23 protein-coding genes are annotated in these 24860 nt (G+C 65.6%); 22 read left to right on the top strand and 1 reads right to left on the bottom strand.

Annotation, left to right across the window (positions count from 1 at the left end; genetic code table 11):
* Positions 1 to 84 precede the first annotated feature (84 nt).
* From alaS to nusB, 10 genes are all read left to right on the top strand, one after another.
* Complete coding sequence (alaS, locus tag M1D32_RS09450; RefSeq protein WP_458781946.1) at positions 85 to 2763, top strand: alanine--tRNA ligase; 2679 nt, start codon at positions 85 to 87, stop codon at positions 2761 to 2763.
* A 7-nt stretch (positions 2764 to 2770) separates the two neighbouring features.
* On the top strand, positions 2771 to 3367 hold the full coding sequence (ruvX, locus tag M1D32_RS09455) for a Holliday junction resolvase RuvX (RefSeq protein ID WP_458781947.1): 597 nt from the start codon (positions 2771 to 2773) through the stop codon (positions 3365 to 3367).
* Complete coding sequence (gene mltG / locus M1D32_RS09460) at positions 3364 to 4968, top strand: endolytic transglycosylase MltG (protein WP_458781948.1); 1605 nt, start codon at positions 3364 to 3366, stop codon at positions 4966 to 4968. The genes ruvX and mltG overlap by 4 nt, the downstream gene beginning before the upstream one ends.
* Complete coding sequence (locus M1D32_RS09465; RefSeq protein ID WP_458781949.1) at positions 4965 to 5825, top strand: shikimate dehydrogenase; 861 nt, start codon at positions 4965 to 4967, stop codon at positions 5823 to 5825. The genes mltG and M1D32_RS09465 overlap by 4 nt, the downstream gene beginning before the upstream one ends.
* A 26-nt stretch (positions 5826 to 5851) precedes the next feature.
* On the top strand, positions 5852 to 7051 hold the full coding sequence (gene aroC, locus M1D32_RS09470) for a chorismate synthase (protein WP_458781950.1): 1200 nt from the start codon (positions 5852 to 5854) through the stop codon (positions 7049 to 7051).
* Between the two features lie 57 nt (positions 7052 to 7108).
* Entirely contained in the window at positions 7109 to 7618 is a 510-nt protein-coding gene (locus M1D32_RS09475; protein WP_458782152.1) for a shikimate kinase, read from the top strand.
* Positions 7615 to 8706 carry a 3-dehydroquinate synthase gene (gene aroB, locus M1D32_RS09480; protein WP_458781951.1) on the top strand — a complete coding sequence of 364 codons (1092 nt, stop codon included), beginning with the start codon at positions 7615 to 7617 and terminating at the stop codon, positions 8704 to 8706. Before M1D32_RS09475 ends, aroB begins: the two co-directional genes overlap by 4 nt.
* Positions 8706 to 9224 carry a tetratricopeptide repeat protein gene (locus M1D32_RS09485; protein ID WP_458781952.1) on the top strand — a complete coding sequence of 173 codons (519 nt, stop codon included), beginning with the start codon at positions 8706 to 8708 and terminating at the stop codon, positions 9222 to 9224. Before aroB ends, M1D32_RS09485 begins: the two co-directional genes overlap by 1 nt.
* Before the next feature lie 172 nt (positions 9225 to 9396).
* Entirely contained in the window at positions 9397 to 9960 is a 564-nt protein-coding gene (gene efp / locus M1D32_RS09490; protein ID WP_050054941.1) for an elongation factor P, read from the top strand.
* Positions 9960 to 10370: a transcription antitermination factor NusB gene (gene nusB / locus M1D32_RS09495; protein WP_163163910.1), complete on the top strand. Its 411-nt coding sequence runs from the start codon at positions 9960 to 9962 to the stop codon at positions 10368 to 10370. The genes efp and nusB overlap by 1 nt, the downstream gene beginning before the upstream one ends.
* A gap of 98 nt (positions 10371 to 10468) precedes the next feature.
* Here nusB and M1D32_RS09500 read toward each other — a convergent pair whose 3' ends face one another.
* Entirely contained in the window at positions 10469 to 11749 is a 1281-nt protein-coding gene (locus M1D32_RS09500; RefSeq protein ID WP_458781953.1) for a PrsW family intramembrane metalloprotease, read from the bottom strand.
* Between the two features lie 177 nt (positions 11750 to 11926).
* Between M1D32_RS09500 and pyrR the strand changes: the two genes are divergently transcribed.
* From pyrR to metK, 12 genes are all read left to right on the top strand, one after another.
* Positions 11927 to 12514 (top strand): bifunctional pyr operon transcriptional regulator/uracil phosphoribosyltransferase PyrR, encoded by a 588-nt coding sequence (gene pyrR / locus M1D32_RS09505; RefSeq protein ID WP_159825916.1) that lies wholly within the window; start codon positions 11927 to 11929, stop codon positions 12512 to 12514.
* On the top strand, positions 12511 to 13536 hold the full coding sequence (locus tag M1D32_RS09510) for an aspartate carbamoyltransferase catalytic subunit (RefSeq protein WP_458781954.1): 1026 nt from the start codon (positions 12511 to 12513) through the stop codon (positions 13534 to 13536). The genes pyrR and M1D32_RS09510 overlap by 4 nt, the downstream gene beginning before the upstream one ends.
* A complete protein-coding gene (locus M1D32_RS09515) occupies positions 13536 to 14882 on the top strand; it encodes a dihydroorotase (RefSeq protein ID WP_458781955.1) in 1347 nt (448 codons plus the stop codon). The genes M1D32_RS09510 and M1D32_RS09515 overlap by 1 nt, the downstream gene beginning before the upstream one ends.
* A complete protein-coding gene (locus M1D32_RS09520; RefSeq protein WP_458781956.1) occupies positions 14882 to 15403 on the top strand; it encodes a PH-like domain-containing protein in 522 nt (173 codons plus the stop codon). The genes M1D32_RS09515 and M1D32_RS09520 overlap by 1 nt, the downstream gene beginning before the upstream one ends.
* Positions 15384 to 16676, top strand: coding sequence for a glutamine-hydrolyzing carbamoyl-phosphate synthase small subunit (gene carA / locus M1D32_RS09525; RefSeq protein ID WP_458781957.1), 1293 nt, complete (start codon positions 15384 to 15386; stop codon positions 16674 to 16676). The genes M1D32_RS09520 and carA overlap by 20 nt, the downstream gene beginning before the upstream one ends.
* Positions 16676 to 19990 carry a carbamoyl-phosphate synthase large subunit gene (gene carB, locus M1D32_RS09530; RefSeq protein ID WP_458781958.1) on the top strand — a complete coding sequence of 1105 codons (3315 nt, stop codon included), beginning with the start codon at positions 16676 to 16678 and terminating at the stop codon, positions 19988 to 19990. Before carA ends, carB begins: the two co-directional genes overlap by 1 nt.
* Positions 19983 to 20843 carry an orotidine-5'-phosphate decarboxylase gene (gene pyrF, locus M1D32_RS09535; protein WP_458781959.1) on the top strand — a complete coding sequence of 287 codons (861 nt, stop codon included), beginning with the start codon at positions 19983 to 19985 and terminating at the stop codon, positions 20841 to 20843. Before carB ends, pyrF begins: the two co-directional genes overlap by 8 nt.
* 111 nt (positions 20844 to 20954) lie before the next feature.
* Positions 20955 to 21272: an integration host factor, actinobacterial type gene (gene mihF / locus M1D32_RS09540; protein ID WP_458781960.1), complete on the top strand. Its 318-nt coding sequence runs from the start codon at positions 20955 to 20957 to the stop codon at positions 21270 to 21272.
* 44 nt (positions 21273 to 21316) lie between these two features.
* Complete coding sequence (gmk, locus tag M1D32_RS09545) at positions 21317 to 21913, top strand: guanylate kinase (RefSeq protein ID WP_458781961.1); 597 nt, start codon at positions 21317 to 21319, stop codon at positions 21911 to 21913.
* Positions 21914 to 21928: 15 nt separating this feature from the next.
* The gene (gene rpoZ, locus M1D32_RS09550; RefSeq protein WP_003800778.1) at positions 21929 to 22189 is read left to right on the top strand and encodes a DNA-directed RNA polymerase subunit omega; all 261 of its coding nucleotides are present in this window, start codon (positions 21929 to 21931) and stop codon (positions 22187 to 22189) included.
* Positions 22190 to 22223: 34 nt separating this feature from the next.
* Positions 22224 to 23465 (top strand): bifunctional phosphopantothenoylcysteine decarboxylase/phosphopantothenate--cysteine ligase CoaBC, encoded by a 1242-nt coding sequence (gene coaBC, locus M1D32_RS09555; protein WP_458781962.1) that lies wholly within the window; start codon positions 22224 to 22226, stop codon positions 23463 to 23465.
* Between the two features lie 87 nt (positions 23466 to 23552).
* A complete protein-coding gene (gene metK, locus M1D32_RS09560) occupies positions 23553 to 24788 on the top strand; it encodes a methionine adenosyltransferase (RefSeq protein WP_458781963.1) in 1236 nt (411 codons plus the stop codon).
* The last annotated feature ends 72 nt before the right edge of the window (positions 24789 to 24860 follow it).

Raw genomic sequence — 24860 nt, forward strand, 5'->3', positions numbered from 1 at the left:
CCGGCAGCAACCGTGCCTACGGAACTGCCAAGCGAACGAACTTCCGCGCATGTGCGTGGACCAAGAAGGGTAAGTAAACAGCTCATGAAGTCGCAGGAGATCACTAAGCGCTGGGTGGACTTTTTTGTCAGCAAGGGCCACACCGCGGTTCCCTCCGCATCGCTGGTCTCCAGCGACCCCTCGCTGCTGTTCACGGTTGCCGGCATGGTTCCGTTTATCCCGTACCTCACCGCACGCGAAGAACCGCCCTACTCCCGCGCCACCAGTGTGCAGAAGTGCATCCGCACCGGTGACATCGAGGAAGTCGGGAAGACCGCACGGCACGGCACCTTCTTCCAGATGTGCGGAAACTTTTCCTTTGGGGATTACTTCAAGGAAGACGCCATCAAGTTCGCCTGGGAACTGCTGACCACCAGCGTGGACGACGGCGGCTACGGCCTCGCGCCCGAACTGCTGTGGGTGACGGTCTACGAAGAGGATGACGAAGCCAAGGAACTCTGGCTGAAGAACACCGGCGTTCCTGCAGAGCGCATCCAGAAAATGGGCAAGTCCGACAACTACTGGCACACCGGCCAGCCCGGTCCGGCCGGCCCCTGCTCGGAGATCTACTACGACCGCGGCCCCGCCTACGGCATTGAGGGCGGCCCGCTTGCCGACGAGACCCGGTACATCGAGATCTGGAACCTCGTGTTTATGCAGTACCAGATTGAGAATGTCCGTTCCAAGGAAGACTTCGATGTTGTGGGTGAGCTGCCCAAGCGCAACATCGATACGGGCCTTGGCATGGAGCGCCTGGCCATGATCCTGCAGGGCGTCGAGAACATGTACGAGACCGACCAGGTCCGTCCCGTCATCGACAAGGCCGCCGAGCTCTCGGGCAAGGAATACACGTCCGCCGAAACAGCTGACGATCCGCACCACACCGACGACGTACGCATGCGCGTGGTAGGCGACCACATCCGTTCGGCCCTCATGCTGATCTCCGACGGCGTGACCCCCTCCAACGAGGGACGCGGCTACGTCCTGCGCCGGCTCATCCGCCGTGCCGTACGTTCCATGCGCCTCCTTGGCGTGGAGCAGGCCTGCCTGCCGGAGCTGCTGCCGGCCTCCCGGGATGCCATGAAGGGCGTCTACCCGGTGGTGGACACCGACTTTGCCCGCATCAGCCGGATCGCCTACGCGGAAGAAAAGGCGTTCCTGCGCACTATCGCCTCCGGCACCGCCCGGCTTGAGGACGCCGTCAAGGAATCCAAGGCCGCCAACAGGCCGCTTTCCGGCGCCGATGCCTTCGCCCTGCATGACACCTACGGCTTCCCCATCGACCTTACGCTCGAAATGGCGGAGGAGGCCGGGCTCCAGGTGGATGAGTCAGCCTTCCGCAGCCTCATGCAGGAGCAGCGCAAGCGTGCCCAGGCTGACGCGAAGGGCAAGAAGGGCGGCCATGCCGACCTGAGCGCCTTCCAGGAGATTCTGGCCCAGGGCGAGACGGTCTTCACCGGTTACACCGAGCTCGACGGCGAATCGCGCGTCCGCGGCATCCTCACCGGAGGACAGCCGGTACAGCAGGCGTCCACGGGCGACGAGATCGAGCTCGTCCTCTCCGAGACCCCGTTCTACGCAGAAGCAGGCGGGCAGGCCGCGGATACCGGCCTGATCACCGGCGACGGCTTCGTCGTCGAGGTCCTCGACGTCCAGCGGCCGCTGAAGGGCCTGAGCGTCCACAAGGCGATTGTCCGCGAAGGCGAGATCGGCGCTGACTCGCTGGTGCGTGCCGCCGTCGACCGCGAACGCCGTCACGCCGCCGAGCAGGCCCACACCGGTACCCACATTGTGCATGCGGCACTGCACCAGATCCTTGGGCCGGAAGCCACCCAGCGCGGGTCGTACAACAAGGCCGGCTACCTGCGCTTCGACTTCGCCTGGGGCGAGGGCCTGAGCACCGCCACGCGTTCTGAGATCGAAGAGGTCTCCAACCTCGCCATCCGGAACAACTACACCGTGGAAACCAAGGTGATGGGACTGGCCGAGGCCAAGGCCCTGGGCGCCATGGCCCTCTTCGGCGAGAACTACGGCAGCGAAGTGCGCGTTGTGGAGATCGACGGCGCCTGGTCCCGCGAGCTCTGCGGCGGAACCCACGTGGCCAACACCTCGCTGATTGGCAGCCTCTCGCTCCTGGGCGAGCAATCAGTCGGCTCGGGAAACCGGCGCGTCGAGGCCTTCGTGGGCATGGACGCGTTCCGCCACCTCGCGGCTGAGCGCGCCCTGGTGACCGAACTGACCGACATGCTCAAGGTTCCCTCCGGCCAGCTGGCTGACCGGATCGCCGCCACCCTCGCCAAGCTGAAGGCTACCGAGAAGGAGCTCGACAGGCTCCGCAAGGAACAACTGGCTGCTTCCGCCGCCCAGCTCGTCAACAGCGCCAAGGATGCCTCCGGGGTCAGCGTGGTTGCCCACGACGCCGGGCAGGTCAGCGGCGCGGACGACCTCCGCGGCCTGGCGCTGGACCTGCGCAACCGCTTGGGTTCGGCCGCCGCTACGGTGGCTGTTGCCGGCGTCGCGAACGAGCGCCCCATGATCCTGGTGGCCACGAACGAAGCCGCCCGGGAAGCCGGCGTCAAGGCCGGTGCCCTGGTACGGCTCGCGGCAGGCATCCTCGGCGGCGGCGGCGGCGGCAAAGACGACGTAGCCCAGGGCGGCGGGACGGACGCCGGCAAGGTGGCCCCTGCCCTGGCAGCGGTCGTGGACGCGATTTCGGGGCGATAAACCTCCCATGACCAATCCAACAGCGGCCGGCGGCAGCCCCCAGGGCATCAAACTGGGGGTCGACGTCGGCACGGTGCGGGTGGGGGTGGCCATCTGCGACCGCGACTCCATCCTGGCCACGCCGTACAAGACACTGGACCGGAACCCGAAGAAAAACTCGGACGTCCGGGTCATCGCCAACCTGGTCCAGGAACTTGATGCTGTGCAGGTCATCGTGGGCCTGCCCCGGACTATGAAGGGCGAGGAACACGCGTCCGCCAGGATGGCTACCGAGTACGCGGAACTGCTGGCCGCAGAGCTGGCCACCCGGTCCCTGGCGGTGCCCGTGAACCTGGTGGATGAGCGCCTGAGCAGCGTTACGGCCCACCGCAACCTGCATGAAGCTGGCATGAGCAGCCGGAATCACCGTAAAGTAGTTGATCAGGTCGCGGCGGCAGGCATCCTTCAGCACGCCCTCGACATGCAAAAAGCCAGGGGATCGGATGTCGGTCGACGCGTGACCGTGCCCGCCCCTTCCGTGGAACCGGAGGTAGGCGGGGCGGTTGAGTCCCTCCGCGCCACTCCGGACACGGACCGATCTTCAGATGATGGAAGGCAACAGTGAGTCCTGCCAATATTGACGACGCTTCCGGCCCCTTGGACGCCGGGGCTGCACGGCCGCTGACCCGCAAGGAACTCCGGGCACGCGAAAAGACCTCTGACACCGGACTCCAGAGCGCCGTGCCCGAGCAGGCCTACGAAACGGGTCACGACGTTCCGCCACCGCCCTCCGAGCCACCGGCCGCTGCTGCGCCACCGGCTCCTTCGGCCCCTGAAGAACGCTCGGTTCCGGCCGCTCCCCAAACGCCACCATCCATCCAGGACATTCATGACGGGCCGCAGGCTCTGCACGACGACGGCTCCTACGATGACGTCCACGCGTCCTACCCTGAGCCTGCCCTCGCTGGACACCAGCACGCAGCGGAAAGCTACGACGACGATGCCCACTATGCCGAGGGGCACCACTACCAGGAGGGCGTGCACCACGACCATGCCCTCCATCACGAGGGGCACTATGACCACGGACATTACAACGATGCGCACCACGGCGCCGGGCACCAAGAGTTCCTGCCCGTCGCCGCGGCAGCGCCCGTAGTGGCCAAGCCCTCGAAAAAGGTCCGGCGCCGTCGCAGGTTGCTGGCGCTGTTCCTCACGCTTGCGGTTTTCGTGACCGCCGTTGCCGTGGGGGCGCAGTTCCTGAAGCCGTTGCTGGGCAATGACAAGCCCAGCGACTACCCGGGCCCCGGTTCGGGCGAGGTGATGGTGACGGTGGAGAACGGGGAAGGCACGCGATCCGTGGCCACCAAGCTGGAGGGTGAGCGCGTCGTCGCGAATTCCGACACCTTCCTCCAGGCCTTCAACGCATCCGGCGGAGTTCTGGCGCCGGGGGACTACACCTTCAAGACAGAGATGAAGAACTCCGACGCCGTCAACGTCCTGCTCGGCAAGGACCAGACCAAGGTCATCTACTTCGCCCTGAGCGCCGGGCTGCGTATCGGTGAGTCGCTGCAGGCCATTTCTGAAGGTTCCGGCGTTTCCATCCAGGATCTGCAGGCCCTCAGCAACCAGCCGGCCCAGTTCGGGCTGCCTGCGACTGCCAAGAACCTCGAAGGGTACCTGGCCCCGGGTGAGCACCGCTACCCGCTGGGCACACCGGCGAAGGACATCCTCCAATCACTGGTCAAGATCACCGTTGACGAGCTGGAGTCGCAGGGGATCACTGATCCTGCCAAGCAGTATGAGGCCGTCATCGTGGCCAGCATCGTGCAGGCGGAAGGCGGCCAGGCAGAATACGGGGACGTTGCCGGGGCCATCTACAACCGCCTGAAGCCCAATGACCAGACCAACGGTTTCCTGCAGGTGGACTCAGCTGTCACATACGGGCTGGGAACCAAGAGCTATAACTTCACGGAAGAACAGCGCCAGGACAAGTCAAACCCGTACAACACCTACGCCAATCCGGGCCTGCCCCCGGGCCCGATCGGTTCCCCGGGAAAGACAGCCATTGATGCTGCCGCCAAGCCCAAATCCAACGACTACCTGTACTGGGTGACCATCAACCTGGACACCAAGGAAACGAAGTTCTCCCGCACCCTGGCTGAACACAACGTCTACGTTGACCAGTACAACGCCTGGTGCATGGCGAACGTCGGCCGCTGCACATGAGCCTGAGGGCAGCCGTCCTGGGCCACCCCATCAGCCACTCGAAGTCGCCGGTGCTGCATCACGCGGCATACAGCCGGCTGGGCATCGGCATCAGCTACACGGCCATCGACGTCACTGAGCAATTGCTGCCGTCGCTGATGCGGCAGCTCCGGGACCAGCCGGGCTGGCGCGGGCTCTCGGTCACCATGCCTCTGAAGACCGCCATGGTCGGCGAGGTGGACGAGGTCCGCGGTGTGGCCCGGACGCTGGGCGTGGTGAACACGGTGTCCTTCGAGGAGCACGCGGGCGGTTCACGTGCCATTGGCTTCAACACGGATGTCACAGGAATCGTCAACGCAGTCCGGCACGCCGGAGCCCGCAAGCCTGAGGCCCCCGTCATCCTCGGCGGCGGCGGCACCGCAGCCGCAGCCGTTGCAGCCCTGACAGAGCTGGGAGCCGGCTCCGCCCGGATCTTCGTACGTGATCCCTCACGAACGGCCGAAGTCCGCGCCGCAGCAGAAAGCCTTGGCCTTTCCCTGGAAATCCGGCCCCTCCCGGAGGCTGCGAAACCAACGGCGGCTGCCGACGTCGTTATCTCCACCCTTCCGCCGCGCGCTGCAGACGGGCTGGCAGCTGAGATCGCGGCGCTGAAGACCTCCACGCCCGGCGTTTTGCTGGACGTGGCCTACGATCCCTGGCCCAGCCTGATCGCCTCCGTGTGGGAGGCCGGCGGCGGTGCCGTGGTCCCGGGCCTCGAAATGCTGCTGTACCAGGCCGTGGAACAGGTACGCCTGTTCAGCCGGCTCGATGAGGAAGTTAACGCATCCGTCATAGATGTGATGTGTGACGCAGTCGGCCTTCCCCGACGGGCGTTGTAACCGCCATACGTGGCAGGATGGAAAATATGTTGCGTTGGTTGACTGCCGGTGAATCCCATGGTCCGGCTCTGATGGGAATTATTGAAGGCGTCCCCGCCGGTGTGGAAATCACCAGCGGGCACATCGCTGATTCACTGGCCCGCCGGCGCCTGGGCTACGGGCGCGGCGCACGAATGAAGTTTGAACAGGACGTTGTGACTATCCTCGGCGGTGTCCGGCACGGGCGAACCCAGGGTGGGCCCGTCGCCATCCAGGTGGGCAATACGGAATGGCCCAAGTGGGAGCAGATCATGTCTGCCGATCCCGTGGATGCCCAGCTGCTCGCCGACCAGGCCCGCAACGCGCCGCTGACCCGCCCCCGGCCGGGGCATGCCGACTTCACCGGGATGCAGAAGTACGGCTTCGACGAGGCCCGGCCCGTCCTGGAACGCGCCAGCGCCCGCGAGACTGCCACCCGCGTGGCGATGGGTACGGTCGCGGCGCAGTTCCTGAAGCACCTCGGCATCGAACTCGTCAGCCATACCGTCTCCATCGCAACCGTTACCGTGCCCGAAGGCCGCCCGCTGCCTGTTCCCACGGACGTGCTGGCCCTGGATGCGGATCCGCTGCGCTGCTTCGACCGGGAAACGTCCGACGCGATGGTGGCCGAGGTGGACGCGGCGCACAAGGAAGGCGAAACCCTGGGCGGCGTCGTTGAAGTCCTCGCCTATGGACTCCCGCCGGGACTCGGCAGCTACGTGCACTGGGACCGCAGGCTTGATTCCCGCCTCGCAGCCGCGTTGATGGGCATCCAGGCGATCAAGGGTGTGGAGGTCGGCGACGGATTCCTGACCGCCGCACGCCGCGGTTCGGCTGCCCACGACGAGATCGTCCGGGACGCCGACGGGCGAATTGTCCGCACCAGCAACCGTGCGGGCGGCATCGAAGGCGGTATGAGCATCGGTGATGTGCTGCGCGTCCGGGCCGCGATGAAGCCCATCGCTACAGTTCCCCGCGCACTGAAGACCATCGACGTCAGCACGGGAGAACCGGCGAAGGCACACCACCAGCGCTCCGACGTCTGCGCCGTCCCGGCCGCCGGCGTGGTGGCAGAAGCCATGGTGGCACTGGTCCTGGCTGAAGCGGTCACCGAAAAGTTCGGCGGCGACTCCGTGGCGGAAACGGCACGCAACATCAAGGGCTACCTGGACAGCATTCCGGCGTCCCTGGACTCGATCGGCCAGTAAGTGCCCCACAGCAACAAAACCGCGTCCCTGGGCCGCCCGGTGGTCCTCATCGGGCCCATGGCCGTCGGTAAATCCGCTATTGGGCAGCAGCTTGCCCAGCAGCTCGGTGTACCTTTCGTGGACACCGACGCCGTCATCGTGGCAGCCCATGGCTCTATCTCCGATATCTTCGCGGGACGCGGTGAGCACGCCTTCCGCGAGATAGAGGCGCGGACAGTGGCCGACGTCGTGGAAGCGACGGACGGCACGCCCACCGTCATCTCCCTTGGCGGCGGCGCTGTTCTTGACTCCGGAACCCAGCAGTTGATCAGCCGGTGCACGGTGGTGTACCTCGAAGGCGACGCAACGACAGTGGCCGCCCGCATTGCCCGGAATTCCGGGCGGCCGTTGCTGGCGGGGGACGCGATGGGCCGGTGGACGGCAATGTTCGCCACCCGCAAGCCGGTGTACGAGCGGCTGGCAGATATCACCCTGGACGTGCGCCACGGCTCGGTTTCCGAGCTGGGACGCCGACTGGAAGCAGCACTGCGGGACTACGCAGCTGCCAAACAGGAAGTTGAAAAGTGAGCGCGGAATCAACAGTTATCAAGGTCACCGGCGAATCCGCCAGTAACAACTACGACGTCGTGGTGGGGCGTGGACTTCTGGGGGACCTTCCCGGCCTGCTCGGTGAGCGCGTCCGGCGGGTCCTGGTGATCCACCCCCGCGCGCTGCGGCTGACCGGCGACACCGTCCGGGATGAGCTTGCGGAAGCAGGATTCACCTCCCTGACGGCGGAGATTCCGGACGCAGAAGAAGGCAAGCACATCCAGGTGGCCGCATTCTGCTGGCAGGTCCTCGGGCAGAACGATTTCACCCGCTCCGACGCAATTGTCGCCGTCGGGGGAGGCGCAGTCACAGACCTCGCCGGTTTCGTCGCTGCCACCTGGCTCCGCGGCATCAAGGTCATCCACATGCCCACCAGCCTGCTCGGCATGGTGGACGCTTCCGTAGGTGGGAAAACCGGCATCAACACCGCCGAGGGCAAGAACCTGGTGGGCGCCTTCCACCCCCCGGCGGCCGTGCTGGCCGACCTGGACACGCTGGACACCTTGCCCAAGAACGAGATCATCTCGGGAATGGCGGAGGTCATCAAGTGCGGCTTCATCGCCGACCCCGCCATCCTCGATCTCATTGAAAGGGACCCGGAGGCGGTAGTGGATCCGAAATCGGCCGCCCTCCGTGAACTCATTGAGCGGGCAATCGGCGTGAAGGCGAAGGTTGTCTCCGAGGACCTCAAGGAGTCGGGACTGCGGGAAATCCTGAACTACGGGCACACGCTGGGCCACGCCATCGAGCTGGTGGAACGCTACTCCTGGCGCCACGGCGCAGCCGTGTCCGTGGGCATGATGTTTGCCGCCGAACTTGCCCGCAGCGTCGGCAGGCTCACCGACGCCGACGCCGACCGGCACCGCAGCATCCTGGAGACACTGGGACTTCCCGTCACCTACCGCCGGGACAGGTGGCAGGGCCTGCTGGACGGGATGCGCCGGGACAAGAAGTCCCGCGGCGACCTCCTGCGCTTCGTTGTCCTGGACGGGATAGCCAAGCCGGGGATCCTTGACGTTCCGGACACCTCGTTGCTGTTCGCCGCGTACCAGGAGATCGCTTCCTGATGCTCGGCGACATGGAGGGAACAGGAGACTGGCCGGAGGCTGGCTTCCCGGGTATCCGCATCAACCCTGAAACGCTGCTGCCGCAGATCGTGAACGAGGATGCCTGCCGGGAGGCACTGGCAGTGTCCACCGACCCTGCAGACCACATCTTCGTCCTGCTGGTGGAAGGACACGGTGCTGAGGCGGCGGAACTGCTGGCCGAGGCGCGTTTCAAAGACCCCGAGTCCTTCAAGTTGCGGGCCTTTGAAGCCGAAGTACTCAGGGTTTCCAACCGGCTTGACCGGGCCGTGGAGCTGTTCCGGCAACTGCTCGCCGAGGTGCAGGGGACGCCCCGCGAGGCACTGGTCCTGCAGTTCCTGGGCAAGACCCAGTACAGCGCGGGGCAAACGTCGGCGGCGGTTGAATCCTTCGCCCGCGCCCTGGACCTGCGGGTGGCCGAGTCCGCAGATGCCGCCCTGATCTACTCGTCCACTGTGGCGCTGCAGCGTGCCCGGGATGTCCTGGACCTGGCTTGCTGACGCCGTCAGCGGGCGCGGTCCGGAAGGTGCCCGCCGTTTTACCGGTAGAATAGTTCTTGAATTTTTTCGAAGACCCGATTTTTGACAAACACGCGCTGGCAAGCCGATTGGCAGGCCTGCCCGGCATACAACGTCTGACGACGCGACCAGACAAAGAAACCAGAGGAAACCAGTGGCAACCACTAACGACATCAAGAACGGAACGGTCCTGAAGCTTGAGGGCCAGCTCTGGAACATCATCGAATTCCAGCACGTCAAGCCGGGCAAGGGCGGCGCCTTCGTTCGCACCAAGATGCGCAACGTGATGTCCGGAAAGGTCGTGGACAAGACGTTTAACGCCGGACTCAAGATCGAGACCGCCACGGTTGACCGCCGCGACTACCAGTACCTGTACCAGGACGGCGCGGACTTCGTGTTTATGGACACCTCCGACTACGACCAGATCACGGTCTCCGGCGCTACCGTAGGTGACGCCACCAACTTCATGCTCGAAAACCAGATGGTCAACATTGCCATCCACGAGGGCACCCCGCTGTACATCGAACTGCCGCCGAGCGTTGTCCTCGAGATCACCTACACCGAGCCTGGCCTGCAGGGCGACCGCTCCTCGGCCGGCACCAAGCCCGCCACCCTGGAAACCGGCTACGAGATCCAGGTTCCGCTGTTCATCGAAAACAACACCAAGGTCAAGGTGGACACCCGCGACGGCAGCTACCTCGGCCGGGTCACTGAGTAGTGAGCGCACGCGGTAAAGCCCGTAACAGGGCCCTGGATGTCCTTTTCGAGGCCGAGCAGCGCTCGGTTTCGGCCTTCGACGTGCTCCGGGCACGGCGGGAGAAGACTGACCAGATCGTCAACCCGTACACCCTGGAAATCGTTGAGGGCGTACTGTCCCAGCAGGCAGCCATCGATGAGTTCCTTGAAACGTACTCGCAGGGCTGGAGCCTGGAGCGCATGCCCTCTGTTGACCGCATCATCCTCCGGATCGGTACCTGGGAGCTCCTGTACAACGACGACGTCCCGGACGGCGTGGCGGTGAGCGAAGCGGTTGCGCTGGCCAAGACACTGTCCACCGACGAGTCGCCGCAGTTCATCAACGGCCTCCTGGGCCGGCTGCAGCAGCTGAAGCCTTCCCTGCTCGCCTAGCGGCAGGAACCCAAAGGGCTGGCCTCCACGAACGTGGAGGCCGGCCCTTTGCTGGTTAAGCTGCCGGCCAGCAGCTTATAGGTGGGGGTGCAGCAGGTTCAACGGGCGACGGCGGCCCGCAGGGCCAGGATGCGCTGCAGCTGCTGGCGCTCTTCCGCCTGGTGCAGCTGGACGTCCCGGCCGCTGAGGATACGCTGGCGGGTGTTGGCCAGCTGGGTGGCCGCTTTCAGGAATTCCTTCATCTGCCGCTTCCGGCCGTAGCTGCCGGCCCAGTTCAAGGCCGTACGGCGGCCGCCCAACGTGGCGAGGAGCTCCACCTCGGCAGCGGTGAACCAGCCCGCGGCGGAATACTCCAGAAGGCGCTGGCGCGTCAGCCGCTTCTCCGCCACCCGGAGGAGGATGATGCCTGCCACGGCAAGGAAGAAGATGGGAACCTGGACCAAAATGTAGTCCACCAGGAATCCCTGGCCCATGCTGTTCCAGCGGTTGTGCAGGAACATGGCCGGCAGCAGCCCCACAAAGAAGGCGGCCACAGAGGCGCCTGCGTGCCAGCGCCGCGCGGCGAAGCCCATGATGAGCCCGGTGGTGCCGGTAAAGATCGCGTGGGCAAAGGGGGACATAACGCCGCGGAGGAAAAAGACCTGGGCGAAGTTGCTGGCCGGGTCCGCCGATTCGGCGATGGCCCGGCCGAAATAGAGGATGTTCTCGGTAAAGGCGAAGCCGCCGGCAATAGTGAAGGCGAAGACCACTCCATCCACAGGTCCATCGAAGTGTTTCCTGGCCAGCAGGAGCAGGAGCAGCAGCCCGAGGGATTTGGCGAACTCCTCCACGATGGGAGCCTGCACCGTAGCCATGTACGTCTGCAGGTCCGCTCCGTCGGACAACTGGAACCCCAGCACAAAAAACGGCTGGATGAGCAGGGTCACCGCGATGGATACCGCAGCGCCCCAGGTGAAGGCGAAGTACAGGAGCCGCTTGGGCTCAGGTTCCCACTTGTCGATGACATACACGGCCAGGAGCACCACCGACAGCGGAATGAGCGAGGCCAGGAAACCCACCAGGAATCCGGCCGGTCCGGTGTTGGAGAGCAGGAACGGCACCACCAGGAAGAGGCTGAGGAAGGCCAGGGCGCTGCCGCCGATGGTCAGCCCCAGCAACCCGCCGCTGCGGGTCCGGCCGGCATGAACAACCGTTCCCTGGACCTGCGGCGGCACCACTGTATCCACGGGCCGTCCCTGATGCCCCGGCGCCACCCTGTAGTTCTCCGGCTGCACCTGCCCCATCCAACTGGGGTTGGCATCACGGGGGAGTGGCGTACCAGCTCCCCGGTACTGATCTTCGGGTGGCCCGGACGCAGGAAAGCGGGGATGCATCGACATACCGGAAAGCCTAAGTGGCTCCCGCCACGTGTCCAAGGACCCCATGCATTGGCCCCGGGAGTGTGACCATCAACGCGTTGTCCCGGAGCGGGCCCGCCAGGCCTGTGTGGTAATTTTGGAACGCACATGATCCTTTTTTAATTCCGTCCTGTGAGGCGGGGAAAGGGGAGACGAGCGTTGACTTCTGTCACCAGCGCACCGGTTCCAGCCAGGGTAGTCCTTAGCCAGGCGGACATCGACCGGGCCCTCACTCGTATCGCCCATGAGATTCTCGAGGCCAACAAAGGTTCCCAGGACCTCGTCCTGCTTGGCATTCCCCGCCGCGGTTACCCGCTGGCTGCCAGGCTTGCGGAAAAAATCGCCGCCGCTGATCCCGGCGTGGACGCCGCCGCGATTGTTGGCCAGTTGGACGTCACGATGTTCCGCGACGACCTGTCCCACCAGGGCACCCGGCCGCCGTACCCCACCAAGCTGCCGCGTACCGGCATCGACAACAAGGTGGTTGTCCTCATTGACGACGTCCTGTACTCGGGCCGCACCATCCGTGCCGCCCTTGACGCCCTCGTGGACCTGGGCCGGCCCCGCATCGTCCGGCTCGCCGTGCTGATCGACCGTGGCCACCGGGAACTGCCCATCCGCGCGGACCACGTGGGCAAGAACCTTCCCACGTCATCCGCGGAGAAAGTCCGGGTCCGGCTCGAAGAAACCGACACCGCCCCCGGCGGCACCCCGGTCAACGAAGTAGTGATTGAGGGCCGCTCGTGAAGCACCTGCTCTCCACCGAAAACCTCAGCCTCGCCAACGCCATCCGCATCCTCGATACCGCCGAGGAAATGGCTGCCGTCGGTGACCGCGAGGTCAAGAAGCTGCCCGCCCTTCGCGGCCGCACCGTGGTGAACCTCTTTTTCGAGGACTCCACCCGCACCCGCATCTCCTTCGAAGCCGCGGCCAAGCGCCTCTCCGCGGACGTCATCAACTTTGCCGCCAAGGGCTCCTCAGTGTCCAAGGGAGAGTCCCTCAAGGACACGGCCCAAACGCTGTCCGCGATGGGGGCTGACGCCGTCGTTATCCGGCACTGGGCCTCGGGTGCGCCGCACCGGCTGGCCGCGACCGACTGGATCGACGCCGCCGTCATCAACGCCGGCGACGGCACGCACGAACACCCCACCCAAGCACTGCTGGATGCATTCACCATGCGCCGGCACTGGGCCCGCCTGGCGGGGACGGGCTCCGAAGGTGCCGACCTCAAGGGCATGCGCGTGGCAATCGCCGGCGACGTCCTGCACTCCCGCGTGGCCCGATCCAATGTCTGGCTCCTGCGCACCCTCGGCGCCGAGGTTACCCTGGTGGCGCCGCCCACCCTGCTGCCCATCGGCGTCGAAAAGTGGCCCTGCAACGTCAGCTACAACATGGACGAAACCATCGAACAGGGCGTTGACGCCGTGATGATGCTCCGCGTCCAGGGCGAACGCATGAATGCATCCTTCTTCCCCAGCACCCGCGAATACTCGCGGCGGTGGGGCTTTGACGACAACCGGCTGCGGGCGCTGGACGCACTGGGCATGAAGGACACCATCATCATGCACCCCGGCCCCATGAACCGGGGCCTCGAAATTTCCGCCGCCGCCGCCGATTCCCCCCGCTCCACCGTCCTGGCGCAGGTCCGCAACGGCGTGTCCGTGCGCATGGCCGCCCTCTACCTGCTGCTCTCCGGGGATACCCGCGAACCAGCCGCCACCCCCGCCCTGGCGTATACCGGCACCCATTCCACCAAGGAGAGCAACTGATGGCAGGCAACACCGGAACCTATCTGATCCGCGGGGCCTCAATCCTGGGCGGCGAGCCGGCGGACCTCCTGATCCGTGACGGCCACATCGCCGAAACCGGAACCGATCTTTCCGCTGACGGTCGGAGCGAAGGCGCCACCGTCATCGACGCCGCCGGCCTGGTGGCGCTGCCGGGAATGGTGGACGTCCACACCCACCTGCGCGAGCCGGGCCGCGAGGATGCCGAGACCGTGGAGACCGGAACCCGCGCCGCCGCCCTGGGCGGCTACACCGCCGTGCACGCCATGGCCAACAGCACTCCCGTCGCTGACACCGCAGGCGTGGTGGAGCAGGTGTACAGCCTGGGCCAAAAGGCCGGCTGGGTGGATGTGCGCCCCGTCGGCGCCGTGACCGTGGGCCTCGCCGGTGAACAGCTCGCCGAGCTCGGCGCCATGGCCGATTCCCGCGCCCGGGTCCGCATGTTTTCTGACGACGGCATCTGCGTCCACGATCCGGTCCTCATGCGCAGGGCACTGGAGTACGTCAAGGCGTTCGACGGCGTGGTGGCCCAGCACGCGCAGGAGCCGCGGCTTACCGCCGGCGCCCAGATGAACGAGGGCGAAGTGTCAGCGGTGCTGGGACTTGCCGGATGGCCCGCAGTGGCGGAGGAAAGCATCATCGCCCGGGACGTCCTGCTGGCCCAGCACGTTGGCTCCCGGCTCCACGTCTGCCACGTCTCCACGGCCGGTTCGGTGGAAATCATCCGCTGGGCCAAGGAACGCGGCATCAATGTCACGGCAGAGGTTACCCCCCACCACCTGCTGCTGACCGATGAGCTGGTCCGCAGCTACGATCCCGTCTACAAGGTCAACCCGCCGCTGCGCACCGATGCCGATGTCCAGGCCCTGCGCGCCGGCCTCGCGGACGGGACCATCGACGTCGTCGGCACCGACCATGCCCCGCACCCCAGCGAGCACAAGGAATGCGAGTGGGCACAGGCGGCCATGGGCATGACCGGGCTGGAGACCGCCCTGTCCGTAGTGCAGCACACCATGATCGAAACGGGCCTGATGACGTGGGCGGACTTTGCCCGGGTCACCTCCGCCGCCGCCGCAACGATCGGCCGCCTGGAGGACCAGGGCCGCCCGCTCGAAGCAGGCGAACCCGCCAACGTCATCCTGGTGGACCCCGCCGCGCGCTGGACGGTGGAGCCTTCCCTGATGGCCACCATGGGCCGTAACTCGCCGTTCAAGGGCATGGAGCTGCCCGGGAAGGTTGTCGCCACGTTCTTCAAGGGACACCCCACTGTCCTGGCCGGCGCCCTCAACACCCCGTACCGGCACGCCGCTTCCGTAGGCGCCGCCTGATGGACACCCAACTGCTCTCGCTGGTCATCACACTGGCCCTTATCGCCGCCGCCTTTGGCCTCATTTGGCTGGGCTGGCGCAACCGCCTGCGCCGCCAGGCCGACGTCGAACAGCTGCCTTCGGTGCCCGAGGCGCCGGGGGAGCCGCTCACCAGTGCCGAGGGGCAGTACGTCGCGTCCACCACTGGCGGCGACTGGCTGGACCGAATCGCCGTGCACGGGCTTGGCATCCGGACGAACGCCACGCTCGAGGTTTACGCGCACGGCGTCCTTTTTGACCGGGCAGGAGCACCGGCGCTGTACATCCCCGCGGCTTCCCTGACCGGGGTGCGGCTTGACAGCGGCATGGCCGGCAAGTTCGTGGAAAAGGACGGCCTCCTGGTCCTGTCGTGGATGCACGGCAGCCACGAGCTGGACACCGGCTTCCGGACCCGCCGCGCAGAGGACAGGAACGTGCTTTTCGCAGCACTTCAGGAATTGATTTCTTCGGCCCCCGCGGCTGATGCCAATAGTGGAAAGTAAGACAGTGACAACAAACACAGCAGTATCGGCCCCAGTTTCCGCTCCAGCTGCGCTGGTTCTCGAGGATGGCCGCATCTTCCGCGGACGCAGCTACGGGGCCACCGGAACCGCCCTGGGCGAGGCCGTCTTCGCCACCGGCATGACCGGCTACCAGGAAACCATCACGGACCCCTCCTACGCCCGCCAACTTGTGGTCCAGACCGCCCCGCACATCGGGAACACCGGTGTAAACAACGACGACGCCGAGTCCCGCCGCATCTGGGTGGCCGGCTACATCGTCCGCGACGCCGCCCGCCGCCCCTCCAACTGGCGCTCTGAGCGTTCGCTGGACGAGGAGCTGGTGGACCAGGGGATCGTGGGCATCCAGGGCGTGGACACGCGGGCCATCACCCGCCACCTCCGCGAGCACAAAACCATGCGGGCCGGCATCTTCTCCGGTGAAGCCGCGCAGGCCACCGATAAGGAACTGGTCCAGGCCGTGCTCGCCAGCGCTCCCATGGAAGGTGCACGCCTGGCCGAGGAAGTCAGCGTTGACGAGGCGTACGTGGTGGAACCGAAGGACCACGGCTGGGACGGCGACCCCCGCTTCAGCATCGCCGCCGTCGATCTTGGCATCAAGGCCATGACCCCCGTCCGGTTCGCCGAGCGCGGCGTCCGGGTCCACGTGCTGCCTGCCACCGCCACCTTGGAAGACGTCAAGGCCGTCAACCCGGACGGCTTCTTTATGTCCAACGGCCCCGGCGACCCAGCCACGGCCGACGCCCAGGTCAAGCTGCTCCGCTCTGTCCTGGACGAAAAACTGCCCTACTTCGGCATCTGCTTCGGCAACCAGATCCTGGGACGTGCGCTGGGCTTCGGCACCTACAAGCTGCGCTACGGCCACCGCGGCATCAACCAGCCGGTGATGGACCGCCGCACCGGCAAGGTGGAGATCACCTCGCAGAACCACGGCTTTGCCGTGGATGCACCGCTCGACGGCGCCACCTTGGCTCCCGAGGAACGGTACGGCCGCGTGGAGGTCAGCCACGTCAGCCTGAACGACGACGTGGTGGAAGGCCTTGCCTGCCTGGACATCCCCGCCTTCTCCGTCCAGTACCACCCTGAGGCAGCGGCCGGACCGCACGACGCCGCCTACCTGTTTGACCGCTTCATCGAGCTGATGGACGGAACCCGGGACGGCAGGACTGCCAACCTGTCCAAGGATCCCGTGGACTCTGCACATTCCGCCGGCGCCGAACACAAAAACGACAACAAGACTGAGGACAAGAAGTAATGCCGAAACGTACAGATCTCAAAAGCGTCCTCGTCATTGGTTCCGGCCCGATCGTTATCGGCCAGGCCGCGGAATTCGACTACTCCGGCACGCAGGCGCTGCGCGTCCTGAAGGAAGAGGGCCTGCGGGTCATCCTGGTCAACTCCAACCCGGCCACCATCATGACCGACCCGGAGTTCGCCGACGCCACCTACATCGAACCCATCACCCCTGAGGTGGTGGAGAAGATCATCGCCAAGGAACGCCCGGACGCCGTGCTGCCCACCCTGGGCGGCCAGACAGCCCTGAACACGGCCATCGCCCTGGACAAGAACGGTGTCCTTGAGAAGTACAACGTGGAGCTCATCGGCGCCAACATCGCCGCGATCGAACTCGGCGAGGACCGCGAAAAGTTCAAGGGCGTGGTGGAGCGCTGCGGCGCCGAATCGGCCCGGAGCCACATCATCCACACCATGGATGAGGCACTGAAGGCCGCCGATGACCTCGGCTACCCCATGGTGGTCCGCCCGTCCTTCACCATGGGCGGACTCGGCTCGGGCCTCGCCTACAACGAGGACGACCTCCGCCGCATCGTGGGCCAGGGCCTGCAGTACAGCCCCACCAGCGAGGTGCTGCTCGAAGAGAGCATCCTCGGCTGGAAGGAATACGAGCTCGAAATGATGCGGGACAAGAACGACAACGTCGTAGTGGTGTGCTCCATCGAGAACTTCGATCCCGTCGGCGTCCACACCGGCGACTCCATCACCGTGGCTCCCGCCCTCACCCTGACGGACCGCGAATACCAGCGGCTGCGCGACATCTCCATCGCCGTGATCCGTGAAGTGGGCGTGGACACCGGCGGCTGCAACATCCAGTTCGCCATCGACCCCGCCACCGGCCGCGTGGTGGTTATTGAGATGAACCCGCGCGTGTCCCGTTCCTCGGCCCTGGCGTCCAAGGCAACCGGCTTCGCCATCGCCAAGATCGCCACGAAGCTCTCCCTGGGCTACACGCTGGATGAGATCCCCAACGACATCACCCAGAAGACCCCGGCGTCCTTCGAACCTACCCTCGACTACGTTGTGGTCAAGGTCCCGCGGTTTGCGTTCGAGAAGTTCCCGGCCGCGGACAACACCCTCACCACCACCATGAAGTCGGTGGGCGAGGCCATGGCCATGGGCCGCAACTTCACCGAGGCCCTGCAGAAGGCGCTGCGGTCGCTGGAGCAGAAGGGTTCCCAGCTGGACTTCAGCCCCGTTCCCGAATGGGAAGTGGCTGAGCTCATCGAAAAGTCGAAGCGCCCGACGACGGACCGGCTGCACCAGGTCCAGCGTGCCCTCCTGGGCGGCGCCAGCGTGGAGGACCTCTTCGAGGCAACAAAGATCGACCCCTGGTTCCTGGACCAGCTCCAACTGCTCAACGAGATCTCCCACGAGATCCGCCAGGCGGGTGCACTGACCGCTGACATGCTGCAGCGGGCCAAGCGCCACGGCTTCTCCGATGAGCAGATCGGCGCCCTCACCCACAACTCCGAGGCCGTGGTCCGCGGCGTCCGCCAGGCACTGGGCATCCGTCCTGTGTACAAGACCGTGGACACGTGCGCTGCGGAGTTCGCGGCCTACACCCCGTACCACTACTCGGCCTACGACGAGGAGGACGAGGTGGAGCTGCACTCCAAACCGTCCATCCTGATCCTGGGGTCCGGCCCCAACCGCATCGGCCAGGGCATCGAGTTCGACTACTCGTGTGTCCACGCTTCGATGGCGCTGCGCAAGGCCGGCTACGAGACTGTTATGGTCAACTGCAACCCCGAAACCGTCTCCACGGATTACGACATCTCCACCCGCCTGTACTTCGAGCCGCTGACGCTCGAGGACGTGCTGGAGGTCATTGCCGCGGAGGAACGCACCGGCGGCGTGATGGGTGTCTTCGTCCAGCTCGGCGGCCAGACCCCCCTCAAGCTGGCCCAGCAGTTGGCGGATGCGGGCGTGCCCATCCTCGGTACCTCTCCGGAAGCCATCGACCTTGCCGAGCACCGCGGCGCGTTCTCGCGGGTCCTGGACAAGGCCGGCCTGATCTCCCCGAAGAACGGCACGGCAGTGTCCTTCGAGGACGCCAAGAAGATCGCAGACGAGATCGGCTACCCGGTGCTGGTCCGCCCGTCCTATGTCCTCGGTGGCCGCGGCATGGAGATTGTCTATGACGAGCCCAACCTGTCCCGCTACATCGCCAATGCCACGGAAATTACCCCGGACCACCCGGTGCTGATCGACCGCTTCCTGGAGGACGCCGTCGAAATCGATGTCGATGCCCTCTTCGACGGCACGGACATGTACCTGGGCGGGATCATGGAGCACATTGAGGAAGCCGGCATCCACTCCGGTGACTCCGCATGTGTCCTGCCGCCCATCACCCTGGGCACCAACGTCCTGGAGCGAGTCCGCACCGCAACCCGTGCCATCGCCGAAGGCGTGGGCGTCCGTGGCCTCATCAACATCCAGTTCGCCCTGGCCTCCGACGTGCTGTACGTCCTCGAGGCCAACCCCCGGGCCTCCCGGACCGTGCCGTTCGTGTCCAAGGCCACCGGCGTGCAGATGGCCAAGGCCGCGGCCCTGATCGGAACCGGTGTCACCATCGGCCAGCTCCGCAGCGCCTACAAGATGCTGCCCGAGGTCGGCGACGGCTCCACCCTGCCGTTGGACGCCCCGGTGTCCGTCAAGGAGGCAGTCCTGCCGTTCAGCCGCTTCCGTACCCTCGAGGGCAAGGTGGTGGACTCCCTGCTCGGACCCGAAATGCGCTCCACCGGCGAGGTCATGGGCATCGACAAGCACTTCGATACGGCGTTCGCCAAGAGCCAGGCAGCTGCCAACAACGCGTTGCCCACCGAAGGCAAGATCTTCGTCTCGGTGGCAAACCGCGACAAGCGTTCGGTGATCATGGGCGTCAAGCGGCTCTCGGACCTCGGTTTCGAGATCGTCTCCACCGGCGGCACTGCGGACGTCCTGCGGCGCAACGGCATCCAGGCCACCCCGGTCCGCAAGGTGGCAGAAGGCAGCAGCGCCGAAGGCGAAGGCACCATCGCGGATCTGGTCATCGCCGGGGAAATCGACATGGTCTTCAACACGCCCTCCGGCGGCGAAGCCCGCAGCGACGGTTACGAACTCCGGGCAGCTGCCACGTCCATCGGCATTCCCTGCATCACCACGGTGGCCGAGTTCAACGCCGCCGTCCAGGCCATTGAGGCCATGCGCACCTACGAGTGGTCGGTCACCAGCCTGCAGGAGCACGCTGCTGCCCTGGCCGAGTCCCAGAAGGCGGCCCTGCAGCATGCCTGAGCAGGTATCCGGCGCCGGCCGGGAGCCCTTTGGCTCCCGGCTGGGTGCAGCCATGGCCGAGCGCGGCCCGCTGTGTGTCGGCATTGACCCGCACCCTTCCCTGCTGTCCGGCTGGGGGCTGAAGGACGACGTCGAGGGCCTCCGCTCGTTTTCCCTGACAGTCCTGGAGGCAGTCGCTTCCCTCGCTGCCGCGGTTAAGCCGCAGGTGGCGCTCTACGAGCGCCACGGTTCCGCGGGGATGGCTGTCCTCGAGGAAGTACTTGCCGTTGCACGGGACGAGGCTGTGCTCACCATTGCCGACGCAAAGCGCGGGGACATTGGCTCCACCATGGCGGCCTACGCCGACGCGTGGCTTCGCGACGGTTCCCCGCTGGCCGCAGACTCGGTGACGCTGAGCCCCTACCTTGGCTTCGAGTCATTGCGTCCGGCCCTCGATCTGGCTGCCGGGACGGGGCGTGGCATTTTTGTCCTCGCATTGACCTCCAACCCGGAAGGAGCCTCGGTCCAGCATGTCGGGGGAGCGGACTCCGTGGCCCGCCGGATCGCCTTGGCAGCCGGCGGGGAAAACCGACGCTACCCCGGGGAGCTGGGTTCGGTTGGCCTGGTAGTCGGTGCAACCGTTGGTTCTGCCCTTTCAGACCTTGATGTGGACCTCGCCGCCATGCGCGGGCCCATCCTGGCGCCGGGCCTGGGAGCGCAGGGGGCCACTCCGGCGGACCTCCGGGCCACCTTTGGCAACGCCTACCCCCAGGTGCTGGGGACGTCCAGCAGGGATATTCTTTCAGCCGGGCCACAGCCGCGCGCATTGCGGGAGGCCGCCCAGCGGACCCTCGGCGGGCTCCGGGGCGAATAGCTGCCCGTTTCCCACGATGCATTGATTCGGGCAGCACCAAAGAGTATTTTCAGGACATGTCCAAGGGCGGCCGCCCTTGGACGTATCCACCCAGATCCGGGGGTGTCCACCATGGTGCTGCGACCCTTATCCGCGTCCGAACGAACAGATGCCTTGAACAAGGCGGCGGCAGCCAGGGCCACCCGGGCGGCAGCCAAGGAAAGCCTCAAGAACGGTGAGAGTTCCGCAGCCGACATCATCAATTCGGCTATGGAGGACGAAGCCATGGCCCGGATGAAAGTTTCGGAGCTGCTGGAGGCACTGCCTGGCGTGGGAAAGGTGCGCGCCGCCGCCATCATGAAACAGCTGGGCATCGCGGCTTCCCGGAGGCTCCGCGGGCTCGGCGTCCACCAGCGCCGTGCGCTGGTAGATTTTATAGACCAGAACTAGAGCGGTACCCCCCGCTTTCCCCCAAATCCTGCACAAAGGAATACGTGAGCAAAAAACCTGGACTGACAGTCCTCGCTGGTCCGACGGCTGTTGGCAAAGGCACCGTGTCCACCTACATCCGGGACAACTACCCCGAGGTTTGGCTTTCTGTCTCAGCCACTACCCGCGCGCCCCGGCCGGGTGAAGTCGATGGAGTCCACTACTTCTTCAAGGCCAAGGAGGAATTCGAACGGCTCGTCGCCGAGGGCGAGTTCCTTGAGTGGGCAGTGGTCCATGGCCAGAACACCTACGGGACGCTGAAGAGCACCGTCAACCAGGCCATCGCCGAGGGCCGGTCGGTGTTGCTTGAGATCGACCTGCAGGGTGCGCGCCAGGTCAAGGCGGCCGTTCCGGACGCCCAGTTCGTCTTCCTCGCGCCGCCGAGCTGGGACGAAATGGTCCGCCGGCTGGTGGGCCGCGGCACGGAAACACCGGAGGAACAGCAGCGCCGGCTGGAAACCGCTAAACTGGAGCTTGCTGCTGAACCGGAGTTCGACCACACCGTCATTAACGACGACGTTCGCCGGGCAGCGGACGAGCTTGTTTCACTCATGGGGCTGACCCCGCATCCGCACGGAACGCCGGAACGGTCAGCCCGTTAGAAATTTGGAGAATTCGTGTCCACGAACCTTGAAGGCATCATCAACCCGCCGATCGACTCGCTGCTCGAGGCAGCGGACTCAAAGTACGGCCTGGTGATCTTCGGTGCCAAGCGTGCTCGTCAGATCAACGCTTACTACGCCCAGCTGCACGAGGGCCTCTTCGAATACGTTGGCCCGCTGGTAGACACCAAGCTGAACGAGAAGTCGCTTTCCATCGCCCTGCGCGAGATCAACGAAGGCAAGCTCGTCTCCACGCCGATCGAAGCCGCAGAGTAAGACTGCCGCCTGACGTGCTGTTGACGGAGGTCACGTGCGCATAGTCCTCGGAGTCGGGGGAGGGATAGCCGCCTACAAGGTGGCATCGCTCCTCCGGCTTTTTACTGAAGCCGGCCATCACGTCACGGTGATCCCCACGGAGGCGGCCACCCGCTTTGTTGGCACCGCCACGTGGGAGGCATTGTCCGGAAACCCTGTCAGCAACAGCGTTTTCGACGACGTCCACCAAGTCAACCACGTCCGCCTGGGCCATGAAGCTGACCTCGTGGTCATCGCTCCGGCCACCGCCGACCTCCTGGCCAAAGCAGCCACCGGACAGGCGGGGGACCTCCTCACCAACACCCTGCTGATGGCACACGGCCCGGTACTGTTCGCCCCGGCCATGCACACCGAGATGTGGCAGCACGCGGCGACCCGGGCCAACGTGGAAACGTTGCGGAGCCGTGGAGCAGCCGTCCTGGAACCCGCAACCGGCAGGCTGACGGGTTCTGATTCCGGCCCCGGCAGGCTGCCTGAGCCCGAGGTGATTTTCGACGCTGCCATGGCCCTGGTGCAGGGTCAGTCGGACTACCAGTTGCCGCTGGCGGGACGCACCGTCACCATCAGTGCCGGTGGAACCCGCGAACCGCTGGACCCGGTACGGTTCCTGGGCAACCGCTCCTCCGGCAAGCAGGGAGTGGCGCTGGCGGTTGCGGCCCGGAATGCCGGCGCCACGGTCCGGCTGCTCGCAGCCCACATGGAAGTTCCACCGCCCGCCGGCGTGGAAGTGGTCCCCGTGGAGACTGCCCTGCAGCTGCGGGAGGCGGCGCTGGCAGCAGCGGCGGATTCCGACGTCGTCATCATGTCCGCCGCCGTGGCCGACTTCCGCCCGTCGGAGGTCTCGCACACCAAAATCAAGAAGCGCGATGACAGCGCGGACCCGGTGATCACACTGGTCCGGAACCCGGACATCCTCCACGAGTTGGTGGAACTCCGGAACAACGGCGGCCACGGTAAGGGGCAGCAGCTGATCGTAGGCTTCGCTGCCGAAACCGGCGACAGCCACGGTGACGTGCTGGCCTACGCCGAGGCAAAACTGCAGCGCAAAGGCTGCGACTTGCTGGTGGTGAACCATGTAGGCGCCGACAAGGTCTTTGGCCAGGACACGAATTCCGTTGTCATCCTGGCCCGGTCCGGCGCCGGACCACAGGAGGCGGCCGGAACCAAAACAGAAGTCTCGGCGGCCATCATCAGCCGGATCGGCTTTGAACTGAATCACGTTTCGCCCCGCGCCTGAAGTGTTCCAGGCTTTCGTTCCTTAGCACGAGGACATCTCCTGAGGCCTCCTGCGGGGAGGACGGATCCCAACCAGTAAGGTAGTTGAGTGACTTTACCGCTGCACCTTCCCCAGTCCCACGCGGCCACGCCCTCCGCGCTCCGGCTCTTCACCTCCGAGTCGGTCACCGAAGGCCATCCGGACAAGATCTGCGACCAGATCAGCGACGCCATTCTTGACGCCCTGCTGGACAAGGACCCGGAATCCCGCGTCGCCGTGGAGACCATGGCCACCACCGGCCTGGTGCACGTGGCCGGTGAGGTCACCACCGATGCCTACGTGGAAATCCCGCAAATCGTCCGCGAGACCATCCTTGGCATCGGCTATGACTCCTCGGCCAACGGATTCGACGGCGCCCGGTGCGGTGTTTCCGTATCCATCGGCCAGCAGTCCAACGATATCGCCGGTGGAGTCTTCAACTCCCTTGAAGCCCGTGAGGGCCGCCAGGAGGACGACTACGACCTCCAGGGCGCAGGCGACCAGGGCCTGATGTTCGGCTACGCGAGTGACGAAACCCCCTCCTACATGCCGACGCCCATCTGGCTCGCACACCGGCTCTCCGAGCGGCTCACCGAAGTCCGCAAGTCCGGAGAACTGCCGTACCTCCGCCCGGACGGCAAGACCCAGGTGACCGTTGGCTATGACAAGGACTTGCCGGTCTCCGTCGAAACTGTGGTCATCTCCAGCCAGCACGCCGAAGGCGCAAGCCTGGAACAGCTCCGTGCTGATCTCGCCTCCATCGTTATCGGGCCGGTGCTGGCCGGTGCCAATCTGGACATTTCGCGTGCCGCAAACATCCTCAACCCGGCCGGTGAATTCGTTATTGGCGGCCCCGTCGGTGACGCCGGCCTGACGGGGCGGAAGATCATCGTTGACACCTACGGCGGAATGGCACGCCATGGCGGCGGCGCCTTCTCCGGCAAGGACCCGTCCAAGGTGGACCGCTCCGCTGCCTACGCCATGCGGTGGGTTGCCAAGAACGTTGTTGCAGCAGGCCTGGCCAAGCGCGCCGAAATCCAGATCGCCTACGCCATTGGCCAGGCGCGGCCTGTTGGAACGTACGTTGAGACGTTCGGCACCGAAACTGTGGACCCCGCCCGCATCAGCGCGGCCATCGCCGAAATCTTCGACCTGCGCCCCCGCGCCATCATCGACGCCCTGGACCTGAAGCGGCCCATTTACGCCAAGACTGCTGCGCACGGGCACTTCGGCCGGGACGATCCGGACTTCACTTGGGAGCGCCTGGACCGTGTGGACGACCTGAAGGCGTTCTTCAACGCCTAAGCGGTGGCCATGGCCGGACAGGCACGGATGCCGCTACCCGTCGAATGTCCGTGCCTGCTGGTTTACTGGCCA

This window comes from Arthrobacter sp. D3-16, from assembly GCF_054408515.1.